General features: G+C 70.1%; 12 protein-coding genes and 1 pseudogene. 8 read left to right on the plus strand and 5 right to left on the minus strand.

Features of this window, described 5'->3' with window-relative positions:
- Window positions 1-64: 64 nt before the first annotated feature.
- Window positions 65-3,316 (plus strand): hypothetical protein, encoded by a 3,252-nt coding sequence (locus tag ACGFS9_RS30700; protein WP_393257754.1) that lies wholly within the window; start codon window positions 65-67, stop codon window positions 3,314-3,316.
- Between the two features lie 262 nt (window positions 3,317-3,578).
- Here ACGFS9_RS30700 and ACGFS9_RS30705 read toward each other — a convergent pair whose 3' ends face one another.
- Complete coding sequence (locus ACGFS9_RS30705; RefSeq protein ID WP_393257757.1) at window positions 3,579-3,701, minus strand: hypothetical protein; 123 nt, start codon at window positions 3,699-3,701, stop codon at window positions 3,579-3,581.
- A 1,142-nt stretch (window positions 3,702-4,843) separates the two neighbouring features.
- Here ACGFS9_RS30705 and ACGFS9_RS30710 point away from each other — a divergent pair.
- From ACGFS9_RS30710 to ACGFS9_RS30725, 4 genes are all read left to right on the plus strand, one after another.
- A complete protein-coding gene (locus tag ACGFS9_RS30710) occupies window positions 4,844-5,203 on the plus strand; it encodes a hypothetical protein (protein ID WP_393257760.1) in 360 nt (119 codons plus the stop codon).
- Between the two features lie 830 nt (window positions 5,204-6,033).
- A complete protein-coding gene (locus ACGFS9_RS30715; protein ID WP_393257763.1) occupies window positions 6,034-6,468 on the plus strand; it encodes an Hsp20/alpha crystallin family protein in 435 nt (144 codons plus the stop codon).
- 103 nt (window positions 6,469-6,571) lie between these two features.
- Entirely contained in the window at window positions 6,572-6,967 is a 396-nt protein-coding gene (locus ACGFS9_RS30720) for a DUF2267 domain-containing protein (RefSeq protein ID WP_393257766.1), read from the plus strand.
- 98 nt (window positions 6,968-7,065) lie between these two features.
- A complete protein-coding gene (locus ACGFS9_RS30725) occupies window positions 7,066-7,500 on the plus strand; it encodes a DUF2267 domain-containing protein (RefSeq protein WP_393257768.1) in 435 nt (144 codons plus the stop codon).
- Window positions 7,501-8,001: 501 nt separating this feature from the next.
- Here ACGFS9_RS30725 and ACGFS9_RS30730 read toward each other — a convergent pair.
- From ACGFS9_RS30730 to ACGFS9_RS30745, 4 genes are all read right to left on the minus strand, one after another.
- Entirely contained in the window at window positions 8,002-8,856 is an 855-nt protein-coding gene (locus tag ACGFS9_RS30730) for a hypothetical protein (RefSeq protein ID WP_393257770.1), read from the minus strand.
- Window positions 8,857-8,887: 31 nt separating this feature from the next.
- Window positions 8,888-10,648 carry a hypothetical protein gene (locus tag ACGFS9_RS30735; RefSeq protein ID WP_393257772.1) on the minus strand — a complete coding sequence of 587 codons (1,761 nt, stop codon included), beginning with the start codon at window positions 10,646-10,648 and terminating at the stop codon, window positions 8,888-8,890.
- Window positions 10,649-11,144: 496 nt separating this feature from the next.
- Entirely contained in the window at window positions 11,145-11,795 is a 651-nt protein-coding gene (locus tag ACGFS9_RS30740) for a response regulator (protein ID WP_393257774.1), read from the minus strand.
- Entirely contained in the window at window positions 11,792-12,937 is a 1,146-nt protein-coding gene (locus ACGFS9_RS30745) for a sensor histidine kinase (protein ID WP_393257776.1), read from the minus strand. The genes ACGFS9_RS30740 and ACGFS9_RS30745 overlap by 4 nt, the downstream gene beginning before the upstream one ends.
- A 132-nt stretch (window positions 12,938-13,069) precedes the next feature.
- Here ACGFS9_RS30745 and ACGFS9_RS30750 point away from each other — a divergent pair, with 132 nt between their 5' ends.
- The 3 genes and pseudogenes from ACGFS9_RS30750 to ACGFS9_RS30760 form a co-directional block, all read left to right on the plus strand.
- Window positions 13,070-13,801 (plus strand): class I SAM-dependent methyltransferase, encoded by a 732-nt coding sequence (locus ACGFS9_RS30750; RefSeq protein ID WP_393257778.1) that lies wholly within the window; start codon window positions 13,070-13,072, stop codon window positions 13,799-13,801.
- Window positions 13,798-14,463, plus strand: a complete 666-nt coding sequence (locus ACGFS9_RS30755) for a DedA family protein (protein WP_393257779.1) — start codon at window positions 13,798-13,800, stop codon at window positions 14,461-14,463. The genes ACGFS9_RS30750 and ACGFS9_RS30755 overlap by 4 nt, the downstream gene beginning before the upstream one ends.
- A 363-nt stretch (window positions 14,464-14,826) precedes the next feature.
- Window positions 14,827-14,919, plus strand: a pseudogene (locus tag ACGFS9_RS30760) (CoA transferase); the annotation flags it as partial.

Consider the following 14,919-nt stretch of genomic DNA (forward strand, 5'->3'; position numbering starts at 1 on the left):
CGTGCAGCGTTTCCGACGTGCCCGTGGCCTGAGCAGTACGGCGAGAGAACACCGGGTGGGGGCGTTGGCCGAGGGAGAGCAGTCCGTACGGCTCGTCGCATTGCTGCGCCGGATCCGTCGAGACAACGGCGAGCGGAGCTACCGGGACATCGCGAAGCGCATGAACCTCGCGCACACAAGGGTCGGCGCCCTGCTACGCGGGGAAGGCCTGCCGGTGGATCGGAAGCAACTTGGCGCCCTCGTCGAGGCTTTGGGAGGCGGAGACGATGAGATCGCCGAGGCGCAGAAGCTGTACGCGGAGGCTCAAAAGGAGCACACAACCCGGACGGCAGTGCGGCGGCGGCTCAAGCGATGGCGGCAGCGTTCGGGCTGGCTGGAACAGGTGCGGGCAATCGCCCCTGCCGAGGGTCTGGGAGACAGGGAGGCGGAACTGGCCGAACTCGCCGCGTTCTGCGCCGGCGACGAGCTGTATTCCTGGTGGCGGGGCGAGCCCTGGGCCGGCAAGTCCGCACTGCTGTCGACCTTCGCACTGAACCCGCCGGAGCGGGTGGAGGTGGTCGGGTTCTTCCTCGCGTCCTTCGCCTCCGACGCGAACGCGTTCACCGACGCCCTGCTGGAGCAACTGGCCGCTCTGCTCGAGGAGCCCGTACCGGCGTCGCTCGGTCTGGCTGCCCGGGACGCGTCGCGCCGCCGGATGCTGCGGGCCGCCGCGGAGCGGTGCCGTGCCATGGGTCACCGGCTGGTCCTGATCGTGGACGGCCTGGACCAGGACCAGGGGGCGCAGCCCTCCTCGGGGCTGCCGAGCATCGCGTCGCTGCTGCCGAGCACACCGGCCGACGGGGTGCAGGTGATCGTCACCAGCCGTCCCGACCCGAACGTGGCCATCGAGCTGCCGCCGGGCCATCCGCTGCATCGATGCCGAGCGCGACCACTGGCGGTTTCCCGGCACGGCGAGAGGCGCGAGCACCTCGCGCGACGCGAACTGAACGCGCTCCTCGCCGGTGACCCACTCCATCGCGAAGTGCTCGGGCTGATCACAGCTTCAGGCGGCGGCCTCTCGGCAGCGGAGCTGGAGGAGCTCAGCGGTCTCGCGACGTTCGAGATCGATCAGCTCCTCGACGGCGCGTTCGGACGCACCGTCGCCCGCCGGGTGGACCTCACCGCTTTGGAGCAGCATCACATCCTCACTTTCGCGCACGAGTCGCTGCGGGAGGAGGCACATGGCCGATTCGGAGGCCATATCCGGGGAAACTATCGCGAGCGTCTGCATGCCTGGGCCGACATCTACCGGCGGGAAGGCTGGCCCGACCGCACCCCTGGCTATCTGGCGCGTGGATACCCGCAGTTACTCGCCGCCACCTCGGACACAGCCCGCCTCCTGGCTCTGGCGCTGGACCGGGCTCGCCACGACCGCCTGTCCGTGGCGACGGGCAGCGCCGCCGCCTCGTTCACCGAGATCGAGGCGGCGTTGCGGCTCGTACACGGGGACGGCTCCCGCGATCTCGTGGCCCTGGTCCGGCTCGCCGTCTGTCGCCACGAGCTCGAACACCGTGCACCGGACGTTCCCGCCGGACTCCCCGCCGCCTGGGCCGCGTTGGGGCGGGTCGCCAAGGCGCAGTCCCTGGCGCGGAGCGTCACCGACCCGGCCGAACGGGCGCGAGCGTTGGAGGAGGTGGCGGCGGTCGCCCCCGGGACCGCTGACCGGGACGGGCCCGGGGAAGAGCCCGGGTGCGGGGCGGCTGCGACGCCTGGCCGGTGGGATCCCCCACGGTATGTGGAACCGGTGGAAGCCGTGGTCGCCGAGACCAGCCAGGGGGGTGGGCTGGTGCTGGGACTGTTCGTCCTCTGCGACGTCCTCCGGCACGCACCCACCGAGGACCTGCGCAAGCGGCTCGTCGATGAGGCGCTCCGTATCCAGTCGTCGCAGGAGACTCTGTCACGCCTACTGCAGCTGACGGCCCGTGCCGCAGATTCGGCGGGTGCCGGGACGGCAGATGTCGTGTCGGTACTCCTGGACGAAGCCGAGGCGGAGGCCGCGGCCATCACCACACCGGATGAGCTGGTCCATGCACTGTCCGTGCTCCTCGACACCTGCGCCCGGGCGTACGATCTCGATCGGGCCGAGCGAATCGCCGGGCGCCTCCGGACGGCCGCCGAGGCCCTGCGTCCGTGCGGCGGCTATGCCGAAGAGGTGCAGTCTCTGGCCAGGCACCATCTGCCCGGTCGCGAGAAGGCCCTTCGCGCCGCGCGAGCAGCGGACAAGGCGGCGGAGCTAAGCCGGGCAGCCACGCACAACGCGCAGGCCCTCGCCCTGGCCGCGCTGACGCTCGCGTTGGCCGACGGAGGTCGTTTCGAGACAGCGCACACATGGGCAGCGGTCGCACAGACCGCCACCGAACTGGTAACGCCTGCGACTCGGAGGGCAGCAGCCTTCACGACCCTGGCCTGGGCCTTCAGCGTCCTGGGTGACCACCAGAGGGGAGTCCGAGCTGCCGAATCCGCCGAGACCACGCCCCGCTCCGTGACCACGCCGGACCAACTGGCCTACGCCGTGGTGGCGCTGGCGCAGGCGCTCGCAGATGCCGGAGACGAGGAGCGCGCCGACCGCGCCGCCGGGGCCGCGGCCCGACTTGCGACGGCAGTGATCCCGCCCTCAACCGTTCCGGAAACCCGGATCCGCCCCCTCGTCGAGCTGGCGCGATTCCTCTACGACGCACGGCGGCCCAAACAAGCTCGGCTGATCATCGGGGACGCCGAGGCCGCGGCAGAGCGCCTCACCGACCCGTTGGAACAGGCCATGGTATTCATCGCCCTGGTCGGCGTGCTGACTTCTGCGGGACTGCACCGCGACGCGGCGCGGCTCGCCGACCGGTGTGTCGACCAGGCAGCCGTGCTGGCCCGTGGCGCTCAGCGGGTGTATTTCGCTCAGGCCCAGATGCTCGACATCCTCGCCCGTGGGATGGCCATCGCGGGCCATCCCACGCGAGGGGCGACCATCGCCGGAATGATCAGTCACTTCCCCAGCCGTCGTAACTCCCTGGCGCGGCTCGCCGCCGGGAGGGCAGCCACTGCCGTGCCAGGCCCAGGTCCGTCCGGGCTTGCTCGCCCGGGCTTCGCAGGCGTCACCGAGCAAGCACGCCGGCAAGCAGAGGAAGCCCTTCGCCTGGCGACGAACGGGGAGCACGAGCAGGCGGCGGATCTGGTCGCCGACCTACTGGTTGACGGTTCCTGGACTGCCGCTCTCCCCGCCCTCGCGATAGTCGACCGAGAAGCTCTCGCGGCGGCGGCCGACGACCTGCTCGACGGCCTCGCCTGATCCCTCGTTGTCGACCGCAAGCGCGACGGCTTCGAGGTCCTCCACGGACCACCGCGACAGAACGGTAGCCCGGCGCCTGGGGGACGCGGCGGAGTCGGCGTTGATGCGCTGTGCTCGCCCGAGCGCGTGAACTCCTCGACAGCAGCACGCCGATCGAGGCGGCCCGCCGAACCGGCGTCCCGGAAGACCAGGTCGAGGAAAGAGGTCCGCAGCTGGTAGCGGGAGTATCTGCGGTGTTCGATCGCCGAGTGCAGCGGGATGTTCAGGCGGCCTCGCCGGTCGCGGGGAGGTGGCCGCGCGTGGTGCCGAGTGTCTCCGTCGTCTGGCCCATGGTGCAGGCGGAGTGACCATCATCGAGCCGGCCGAATGGATCGTCCGCTGTCACGTGCACCCCTCCACACGACACGTGGAGGGGCCCTGGCGCGTTCGCGCCAGGGCCCCGAAGGAACAACTACACCATCTGCCGGGCCCTACTCTGCACCGGCCTTCTGTGTCCGCAGCGGCTCACGAGGAGTGTGAGCGGGTGCGGGGATCGCGGTTTCTCGACCGGAGACCACCTCACTATCGATGTCCTGCGGTACCCGGGCTCAGTCAGTCCGCCCGGGCGATCCCGATGGCGTTCCATTCCTCCGTTCGGTCCCTCTTCCGTCAACCTGCCTGGCTGCCTGTCACAGCGCCGCCTCCGGCAGCCAGCCCCGTCGCCCGTCCTGCGTCTGCTCTGGCTTGGAACCCCACTGCCGGACCTCCCGGTGCGCGCGCCCGCAGCCGACGCCTTCACCGAGGTACCACTCACCAACAACGCTGCGGTACTGCAACCTACTTTGCTGCTCGATGGCCCCTGATCACTGCGGCCACCCGGCCCGGCCGCCAGTCCCGTCGCCGACCTGCAACAACCCTGGCTTCGAAACTCCGCTGCCGTGCCGTCCAACACACAACTACGTGTACCGCTCCCGGCAGTTCATGTCTGCCGGGCCCTGCCGACTTCCTCGTTACGAGAGAAACCATAACCAGCAGACATCGCAATGTCTACTCCAGCGATCACAGATTCTTACGTGCCCGGCAGAGAGGTAACCGATCGCCTCCACGGCGACGGGGACGCCGCGACGGGAGCACTGCGTCGGTGGCCCGCATTCCGCGTGTCGGCTGCGCCGGGGGGCGGTGCGCGCCAGGACGGTGGCGATCGGTCTGCGCTGGAACTCCGCTCGCCGAGAGTTCGCCAGGCGATCCACCATCGCAGCGACACCCTCCACGGCCTACGCCGCATCGTCCCGGTCCATGCGCCGATCGCCCGCACTCTCGACGAACCAGGCAAGGTCCACGAGCGCTTCCGCCAGGGACCCGGTCAGCGACGAGTACTGCGCCATGGACGATCCGCCCGACGGCGTCGGCTGCGGGACTCCCCGCGCACCCGGACACCTCCGGCCGACCGTGCTCGCAGTTGCCGCGCCCCAGAGGCCGGACCCGACCCGGAACTCCCGGACAGGCCATGTGTGCGGGAGGGGGCAGCCGGAAAATACACTCGTCGCCATGTCCAAGCCTGACGAGCTGCTCGTACACGTCGCCACCCTGGTGGAGTCCGGGCAGAGCAACCAGATGTCCCTGACCGTGGTCACCGGGGGTGGCGTCATCACCGGCCGACTGGCTCCCGAAGCTGTATGGCGGAAGAGGGTCTCCGACGTCCTGTCGGACTCCGCCCAACTAGGCGAGTTCTCCGCCGCCTTCAACATTCCCGTGACGGAGGACGGCCCTCCCACACATCTGCACTTCCATGTCGCCCGCATCCTGCAGGGCACCGTCGGCATCCCGGAGACAGGCGGGATGTACCGGGTGGCGATCGCCGACGTCAGCGCATGGACTGTGGGCGACTTCAGCTACTTCGACCACTGAGCAACCGGAGCGAAGCGGTTCTGCGCACTGCGCAGAACCGCGACCGTTCCCGGGGCCGGAGGAGGTCCTGAAGGGGTTTCGTTGTGTTCAACCGTGCCCCTTGCCGGGATGTCGGACGCGGTCGGCGTGGTCGGGGGTGACGGCGATGCGCGCCGCCAGGTCGGGGTGGCGGCCCTCTGGGTGGTTAGGCGCCGGCGAGGAGGGCGAGGAGCTTGTCGGCGTCGTTGTCACCGCCGGCTTCGGCAAGCCGGGCCAGCGCGGTGCGGGAACGCGCGGGAAGGTCTGTCGGGGCGGCGATGTGGCCGGCAAGCCGGCGCAGTTCGGCGGCGTTGGCCCGGGCCCAGTCGGGGACCGTGCGGTCGGCGGCGGGGCTGCTGCAGGTGGCCCGGACCCGTTGTTCGCCGGTGGCACCGGGGGTACGCGCACGTGTCGGCGTTCGACGGTCTGGCGGCTGGAGACGCCCAGAGGGTGGGCGAGGTCCGCCCGACTTGAACCGGCCGCCCAGGCGGCCTCGACGAGCCCCGGCCCCCATCCTGCGAGCCGCCCGCAAAGTTCACGCAGGTGCGCCGGCGCGCCCGAAGCCTGGCCGGCGCTGCGTTCGGGCGTGGCCGGCTGCTGATCCCGGGCGGAGCGGACGCCGTCGCCGATCGTGTTCGGCGACGCTGAAGGGCATGGACCGGAGGGGTTCGGGTGGGGTATCCATCAACGTACCCCACGTGTCATCCTTCGGGTGACGTTCCCTATTGTCGTCATATGGATGACGTGTTACAACGGAGACACGTTGAAGCGCGTGGGCAGTCTCTGTCCCAGCCGACTGGAGGTGTTTCGCGATGTTGATGCGCACCGACCCGTTCCGGGAGATGGACCGCATCGTCCAGCAGTTGTCGGGAACTTCCGGGACCTGGTCAAGGCCCTCGACCATGCCGATGGACGCCTACCGCGAGGGCGAGCAGTACGTGATTGCCCTGGATCTGCCCGGTGTGGAGAAGGAGGCGATCGACATCGACGTCGAGCGGAACATGCTCACCGTCAAGGCCGAGCGGCGCCCCCTCGCCAAGGCCGACGACGTGCAGATGGAACTCTCCGAGCGCCCTCTGGGCGTCTTCTCCCGCCAGCTAGTCCTCGCCGACACCCTGGACACCGAGCGCATCACAGCCGACTACGAGGCGGGAGTGCTGACGCTGCGCATCCCGATCGCCGAGCGCGCCAAGCCCCGCAAGATCGCCATCGGGGGCACCACCGATCACCCGCAGATCAGCGGCTGAGAGGCGCCCTCCAGCCGCTGCAACCGCGAAGGACTGCCACCCTCCCCCTCCGAGCCCGTCCTTCGCCCCGCACCCTTGCCTCCACCACGCACAAAGGGCAGTGATGGCCATGCGATGGGAAGCATTCCTTGGGCAGGTCCAAGAACGCGGCCGCTACGCGACGCCGCAGGAGGCCGAACGGGCGGCGCGCACGGTACTGGCCCTGCTCGGCGCGCATCTGGTCGGTGAGGTCCGAGCCGAACTGGCCGCCCGACTCCCGGAGACCTTCGCGCTGATCCTGCTCAACCCGCTCCAGGCCGCCGAACCGCTGTCCCCCGAGCGGTTCGTGCGGGCGACGGCGGCATGGATCGACGGAGCCAGCGAGCGGACCGCGGCCTGGGACGTCAGCGCCGTCCTGAGCGTGGCCGCCGAAGCGGCGGGCGAGGGACTGATCCGCCGCATCCTGCTCCAGCTCCCCCCGGGCTACGACCTGCTCTTCGGACATCCCGAACGGCTCTGAACTTCAACAGCACGCCCATCCCTCACCCCGGCAGGGCCGCCCCCAGGGGGCGGCCCCGCCCGCCAGGAATCCCCCGTCAAGAGAGGAAAGCGCTCTCGATGCTGTCGCTGCGTGAACCGGCCTCCGCCCGGACCGGCATGACGTTTCACCAGATGCTCGAGAAGATCCGCTACGAAGGCGCCTACCCGACCCGCGACCGGGCCGAGGACGTCACCCGCGCCGTGCTCGAGGCCCTGGGCCGCCAGCTCGCCACAGCGGAACGCACAGAACTCGCCGCCCGCCTCCCCGCCGAGGCCGCCCACGCCCTCACCACCCACACCCGGGACACCCGCCCGCTCACCGGCCGGCAACTCGTCAAGGACCTCGCCGACCGCACCGGGACCACCCCCGCAACCGCCCGCTGGGACACCGGAGCCGTCCTGGCAGTCGTGGGACATCTCGCCGGCGACGAACTCGTTGCCCGGATCATCGGACACCTCCCGGACGGCTACGCCCTCCTCTTCGGCCGGGCCCAACTCGCCCGCGCGGCCTGACCACCCCTGCACTCCAGGAGCCGGGCCGTCCGGGAGCAAGAGCACCGACACGGACCGTGAGTTCCGGCCAATCGCCGCCCTCGGCTGTTCCCACAGCTCAGGGCGGCGGCGTGCTGCTCACGCAGCCGAACCACGATCTGCAGTTCTTGCGCGGGCTGCACCACCTGGGGCTCCGCTGCGGGAGTCCCGTGGCTGACGGCCCGCGCCGGAGGCGGTGCGCCCGGCGGGATGGAGGGGCGTTGACCGCCTCCGCGACCGCCTGACCGAGGACGGTCCACAGGAAATAGCGGTCCGCGATCTGTTCGGCCTGCGGCGCCCCGGCGGGTGCCCTCTACCGTAGGCGCTGGAACGGTCCGGCAGACGACCGTCGCCTCGAGGTCGGACCTCTTCGCCTGCCTGACCATGCGCGGGACGAACTCGTCCGTTGGGCCGTTCGCTGCGGCCGCACACGTCGCAGATGAGACGGTCGGATCCAGTCGGCCCGTCGGGGCGCCGAAGCGCTCATCCGCTGTCGGGGTGGATGATCAGGCCGACGGCTCCGACGGGGATGCCGTCGGGGTTTTCGGTGATGTCGAACTGGGCCACTTCGACCGCCGTGAAAGTGTCGCGTCGCAGTTCTCGGGTGAGGGTGCCGCTCAGGTGCATGCGCCGCTGTTCACCGGCGTCCAGCTCCACAGTCGCAGTGGGACCGTCGCCCCCTTCGACGCGTAGGTCCATCTCCGGCACGGTCACCGGTGTGGCGCCGAGCGCGTGTGCGAGGCCCTGGAGAGCGCGTTCGTCGGCCGGCCGGGCGAGGAGGCGATAGGACGCGCCTTCCTTGCCGGGGTTGCCTGCCTGCCAGCTGAAGGCGAAGTTGGTCTGATTCGGCGCGACAGGGTGAGTGGTGAGGTTGAGCTGGGCCCAGTGCGGTTCGTTGATGGGGTCGGGGGTGGTGTCCTGGGGAAGGGACGAGGCGAGAGCCGTCGCTCGGGCGAGCAGACATACATGCGGTGGGGCGGAGGCCGGGATGGTTCCTGTGATTGGTTTCGTCCGGGCCACATGTGTGCCGTGGGACGGAACGGCGACCACCGCTTGACCGAACCAGTTCAGTGTCGTGAAGCCGGTTGTGGGATCAGCCCACCAGACGATGACGCTGGCCGCGGCGACGGATGTGCCCGCCCCGTAGTTCGCGACGTCGACCGTGACGTTCATGGGGCTGCCGGGCGTGAACGTGAACGGGCCGGGGGTGCCGGTCACGCGGATCGAGGGGCAGTAGTACCAAGGGTCAGGGATGGGGCGGTCGGGCAGTCCGCGGTCACCACGGAAATACGGGATGACGAGCTGCGTACTCGGCGTCGGAATCTCTGGATTGTTCACTGGGCGGCTCCTGCGGCCTGGATCGTGTCGCTCATGTCTCGTCGTAGGCGAGGACCTGCACGGGCACCGGGTCGTCGTGCACCGATCCGCCCGAGTCAGTGGTCCAGCAGGGGTGGAGATATCCCCGGTCGGCGTCTGCGTCCAGGTTCTGCGTTTCCGGTTCTTCGCGGATGATCCGCAGGAGCAGGTCGAGCGCGAACTCGGGTGCTTTGTCTACGACGAAGACCGACGGATCGTCGCCTGAGCCGAACGGCGAAGGCTGATCTTGAGGCTCCTCCGGTGGCGTGCTCGGATCGAAGCCGTACGTCTTCTCCGCCATCGGGTCCTCCTGAAGCGGATAGAGCTCCCGAGGCGGCAGCGCAAGGAACTGCCCGTACAGCGGCGAAGTGATCAGCAAGTCGTCCGGCGGGATCAACCCCACCAGGGCCATGTAGTTGAAGGCCTGGTCGGCGGCCTGCCAGAGTCCGAGTTGGGCTTCGAACAGACGATGGGCGATCTGGGGCCCCACCGGTGACTGCGCGAGCGCGGTCAGACCTTCCACAGTGACCTGAGTGGGTTCCGGTTCGTCGCCGCCTCCGACGAGGGCGTCCCAGACGTCCGAGACGCCGGCCCCGCAGTCCCCTTCCTCGATCAGACCGACGACGCACGCAATGGCGAAGACCAGCAGGAAGACGATCAGGCCGGCCCAGCCGCAGGCTCCGCCGTTGCTGCTCGTCTGGTCTGTCGTGTCGGCGCCCGTCACCTCCTCGCCGCCCGAGACGGTACCTCCGCCGGACTGCGGGTAGAGCAGGGGTTCCTGGCTTTGAGGAAGGCCACCGTTGGAGGTCGCCGCGACGACCGCTCCCAGCGCTCCGGTCAGCGGCTGGGGCAACTCGGGGCGCCGAATGACTTCGTACAACTCGAGCTGGCGCAGCACGCGGCGGAGCCCGAGATCGATATCCGGCACCGGTGGCGTCCGTGCCGGATCGTAGGTGTCCTGGAGTGCCTGGGCGAGGAGCTGCGCCATGGGCGACGGAGTGGGGTCGCCCGAGGCAGGCACCCGAGAGCGTAGCTTGTCCGCCAGCGCGCCCGGTCCTGGGACGCTGAACTGAACGGCGCACCAACTGCCGACGGCGTTGCGGGCGAGACGGTCGCGGAAGCGATGGCTGCGGCGCGGTCCCCCGACTCCATGTCCCAAGTAGGCGGAGCCGGTAATATTTCCCGCGTATCCAACCAGCGCGCCGACGGCGAGAGCCGTGGCGGCAGGATCCCCGCCGGACCGATCAAAGAGGGCCCGCGCAAACGCGGCGCCACGCCGCGCAAGGAACGTATCGCCGTACCCCCAGGCCGAAAGAGGCAAGTCGGACTGGCGCGGATGCGGTGGCAGATGCTTCAAGGGACGCAAGTCGCCGCGCAGTCGCAGAATGTCCGACTCAAGCTTCTTGGCGTCCCGAAGCAGTCCGACCATGCGGGACATGGCACCGTTGAACGCATCCACCGCGCCCGGCGCGTCAGGCGCGCTGATCGCGGCCTCCACCACCTTGCGGACCTCACCGACTCCGCCGTAGAGGGCGCTCCCCCGTTTCCACAGCGCCCCCGCCGAGCCGAGCAGCGACGCCTCGGTGCCATCAGAAGCAGCCTGGGCGAGCACTTGGTCGACGAACAGCCCGATCAGGGCTGCACCTTCCTCGGACGATGCACTACCGAAGAGGTCCTGCAATCGGGCCTGTTCGGCCTGGGACATCCCGCCGGCTGCCTCGATCTGAACGCGTAGTTGGTCCTGGACGGCGACGTGAGCGTAGTAGTCGATCATCTGGCTCTCCCGGATGGCGTACGTGCGCACGGGTCAAGCGGTCCGCCACTTCACCGCAAAGGGGGCGTAGTGGGCACGGAGAGCGTACGGTCCGATCGCGCACAGGCGTCGGAACCGGCGTGCGAGTCGCCCGACATCTGACCGGCTGGCAGCGCTTCGTTACGTTGGGCGATATTGCCTGGTGGTGGAATCTGCCTCGGTATGAGGTTGGGGGAGGTGGAACGGCTCCGTGGCGAGTTGGCGGAGTTCGTTGCCGATGCGAAAGCGGGCATGCGTACTCCGGATGAGCGGTGTCGTCGGGACTTTCCACACGCTCTTGGCGCCGTGGGCCGGCCGTGCGGTCCAAGGACTGGAAGCGGATGATCCGGTGGGATGAGCCGCAAGGTCCGGGTCATCCCGTACGCCGATGACGGCGTACGGCGACGGCAGTACCCGTGCTCCCTACCGCGGCGGTGTGCAGGGGAGATCGCTCCGGTTGCCCCCGGGGCGTGCGGTTTCAGCGGGTGAGTCCCGCATCGCGGGCGAGGAGGGCGGCCTGGACCCGGTTGGTGACGTCCAGGGTGGTCAGGATGCGGCTGACGTGGGATTTGACGGTGCTCTCGCGCATGCCGAGGCGTTGCGCGATGTCGGCGTTGGTGTCGCCTTCGGCGAGCCGTGCCAGAACATCCTGCTCGCGGGGGGTGAGGGCGGCGACGTGGCTCTGGGCTTCGGCGGACCCGGGGCGTGTGGTGCGGTGGTAGCGGTCGATGAGGCGGCGTGCGGCGGTGGGGTGGAGCATGGCGGAGCCCGAGGCGACGAGGTGGACCGCGCGCAGGATTTCGGCGGGGGCGGTGTCCTTGAGGAGGAAGCCGTCGGCGCCGGCGGCCAGGGCGTTGTAGACGTATTCGTCGAGGTCGAACGTGGTCAGCGTGATGATCTTCGGAGGATTGGGCAGGGCGCGCAGGCGGGTGGTGGCGGTGATGCCGTCCATACGAGGCATCCGGACGTCGACCAAGGCGACGTCGACGTGGTGGGCGGTGGCCAGCTCGACGGCGTGCAGACCGTCGGTGGCCTGGGCGACGACCTCGATGTTCTCGTCGCTGTCGAGGAGGTCGGTCAGGCCGAGGCGGACGAGAGCGTCGTCGTCGACGATCATGGCGCGGATCACGAATGGGGGCCGTTCTGCTCGGGGTGTGCGGGATGGGGGATGCGGGCGGCCAGGCGCCAGGAACCGGCGCCGTGGGGGCCCACGCTCAGGTGTCCGCCCAGGGCGTGGACGCGTTCAGCGAGGCCGACCAGGCCGAACCCGGATGAGACAGCGTGCGCGGCCGTCCGGCCGGGGGTGTTGATGATCTCTACGACGGTGGCGGGTGGACCGTAGTCCAGGCGGATGCGCACCGGTGCGTCGACGGCGTGTTTGCGGGCGTTGGTCAGGCCCTCCTGGACGAGGCGGTAGACCGCCAGGCGGTGCGCGGCCGACGCCTGCTCGGGCGAGCCTTCCACCGCGAGCTCGACCCGCTGCCCGGCCGCACGAGCCTGCTCGGTGAGCTCGCGTACATCCCGCAGGATGGGGACGGGAGGCTGATCACCGGACCCGGGGCCGGTGTCGCTCAAGGCTCCCAGGACGTCGCGCAGGTCCGCCAAGGCCTCGGTGGACGCGGTCCGCAGCAGGGTGAGGCGCTGGGCGACCGGGCCGGGCAGCGCGTCCGCGCGGGTGGCCAGGACGCCGGTGTGCAGGGCGATGAGGCTCAGACGGTGGGCGAGGACGTCGTGCATCTCGGCGGCGATGCGGGATCGCTCCGCGGCTCGTGCCGCTTGTTCGCGCAGTTCCCGTTCGATCCTCAGGTGCTCGACCTCACCGTTCAGCGCCTGAACCAGCCGACGGCGGTTGCCCATCCACAGCCCCCCGACCACGGCCAGGAGCAGGAAGAGGCTGGCCCCGTACTGCTGGGGCTTCCACAGCGAGACCGAGGCGGGCAGCACTGTGCTGGCGGCCAGCACGATGACGCAGCAGCCCGCGGCCACGGCGGTGCGGCGGCGGGCGGCCAGGTCGAACAGGGCGATGAGCAGCAGCGGCAGCATAAGCCACCCCCAAACCCCCGTCGCCGCGGTGGTCAGCAAAGGGGCGACAAACCAGGGCAGCCGACGCACGAGCAGCGCCGCCGCGCACAGGACCGCGGCGGCGGTGCGGACCGTCAGGTACTGGCCGCCGATCGTCGCGGCACCATTCTGCACGGCGGCGGCGGTCAGCATCAGCACCAGCCCGGCCCGCCCGTACACGGCCCACCAAGGGCTCTCTTTCCAGCTCACTCCTACGAGCCTAAGAGGAGGCCGGGCAGCTTTCGTCCGACCTTCTTCCCTGACCATCCCCTACTTTCGTAGGGGTTCACCGTCGCACAACGTCAGATCCACTGCTGCTACGGGATCCCTAGCGTCGAATCCATGGAATACTGGGCCACCTCACACGACCGAGTCCTCGCACAGCGCCATGCCGAGGGCTGGATGTTCCTCATCGAAGCCGCCCGCGACCTGCGGACCACCGGCGCCGTCGCCCCCAGCAGCACAGCACTGGCCCGTCTGTTGACCAACCCGGTCGACGAGACCGACTCGGGTCCGCTGAACGTCCTGGAGGTCGGCGCAGGCACCGGATCGGTCACCCGCACCCTCATTCCCCGCCTCACCCGCGGCAGCCGCCTGGACATCGTCGAGGCCAACCCCCGCTTCGCCGCCCGACTGCGCCACCTCGTCGGCACCCACCCGCAACTGGCAGGCGCCAGCGAACGCACCCGTGTCCACCACGCGCTCGTGGAAGAACTCGACACCGATCACCGCTACGACGTGATCGTTTCAGGGCTGCCCTTCACCAACTTCACCCCCGCCCAAGCGGAAAAGATCATGGCCCGGTACATGGACCTGCTGGAACCCGGCGGCACCCTCACCTACTTCGCCTACCGTGGCACCCGCCACGCCCGCGCTCTGACCGCGACCCGCGAGGAAGCCCGCCGCCACCGCGCTGTCGAGGACGTCCTCGACACCTACCAGCGCCGTTACGCGACCGGCTGCTGGACCGTATGGGCCAACCTGCCCCCGGCCCGGGTCTGGCAGCTGCGCCGCCCGGCTCCCCAGGCCGCAGCGGCGAACACGCTGACATCCCTGACCGGAGCGGCCCGGTGAACACGCTGTCCGGCCTGATCGGCCATGTCCCCGCCCCGGCCGCTTACGCGATCGTGGCAGCCGCGGTACTGGCCGAGTCCGTGCTCCTGGTCGGCGCCTTCGTCCCGACACTGACCCTGCTGCTGACCTCCGGCACGCTGGTACGCGCCGGTGACCTGAACCTGGCCCTGGTCATCGCCACCGCCTCGTGCGCGGTCGTGGCCGGAGATGCCATCGGTCACCGCACCGGACGTTTGCTGAGCAGCCGCCTGCGGACCGGCCGTATGGGCCGCCGCATCCCAGCCGCCGCCTGGCAGCGGGCCGAAACCCTGATGACTCGACGCGGCGGTCAGGCTATCTTCCTCGCCCGATTCGTCGTCGTCATCCGCACCCTGGCCCCCTACACGGCCGGTGCGACGGGAATGCCCTACCAGCGCATCGCTCCGTACAGCATGCTGGCCGCACCCCTGTGGGCCGGCGCCGAAGTCATGGCCGGCTACGCGGCGGCCACCTCGCTCCAGCAGGTCAGCACCTTCAGTGGCCCTGCCCTCGCGGGCGCCGCTGCGTTGACCGCCGGAGCCGTGCTGACCACCCGCTGGTTCCGTGACCGAGCCCGGGCGCGCACGACCGACCGCCGCAATCGGCCGACCGCCACGCACGAAACGGTCGCTCTGCCCGCCTGAGGATGCCCCCCCATGAGCCGGTCCGGAGTCCGGTGGCGCGGGCAGGAGCACGGCGCGTCGGGGGCCCGTCGACGGTCGGGAGCGGGCCGCGCCGCGGGAACGCGATGCCCGGCCCTGAGGCGTTCGATCGCGGCTCTCGGGTCCGGCTGGTTGAAGGGCCAGGAGCCAACCCTGCGTGGAGCGAGCGGTGGCCTTGTCCGGCGCAGGGAACACGTCGTCGAACATGCGCACGCACCTCTGTTCAACCTCGGCGCAGACCGAGTACTCCGCATGGTCGATGAAGTCGCGATGGAGGTTCCGGGCGATGATCTGCTGCGTCTCCGGCCACGTCAGGTGGTGACCGACGTGGCGAGGCTGTGCTCCTGCCACGCCCGCAACCCCGCGCTCGTCTACGGCCGGATGACCGGCTGGGGCCAGGACGGTCCGCTCGCCGACCGCGCCGGGCACGACATCGCC

It is taken from the genome of Streptomyces sp. NPDC048566 (genome assembly GCF_043199735.1).
Classification (GTDB): domain Bacteria; phylum Actinomycetota; class Actinomycetes; order Streptomycetales; family Streptomycetaceae; genus Streptomyces.

What these genes read in the sequence shown, in the direction of transcription:
- ACGFS9_RS30715 (WP_393257763.1), top strand. Translation starts at nt 6,034, where the DNA reads ATGTTGATGCGCACCGACCCGTTCCGGGAGATGGACCGCATCGTCCAG.
- ACGFS9_RS30735 (WP_393257772.1), bottom strand. Translation starts at nt 10,648, where the DNA reads ATGATCGACTACTACGCTCACGTCGCCGTCCAGGACCAACTACGCGTT.
- ACGFS9_RS30720 (WP_393257766.1), top strand. Translation starts at nt 6,572, where the DNA reads ATGGCCATGCGATGGGAAGCATTCCTTGGGCAGGTCCAAGAACGCGGC.
- ACGFS9_RS30725 (WP_393257768.1), top strand. Translation starts at nt 7,066, where the DNA reads ATGCTGTCGCTGCGTGAACCGGCCTCCGCCCGGACCGGCATGACGTTT.
- ACGFS9_RS30750 (WP_393257778.1), top strand. Translation starts at nt 13,070, where the DNA reads ATGGAATACTGGGCCACCTCACACGACCGAGTCCTCGCACAGCGCCAT.
- ACGFS9_RS30710 (WP_393257760.1), top strand. Translation starts at nt 4,844, where the DNA reads ATGTCCAAGCCTGACGAGCTGCTCGTACACGTCGCCACCCTGGTGGAG.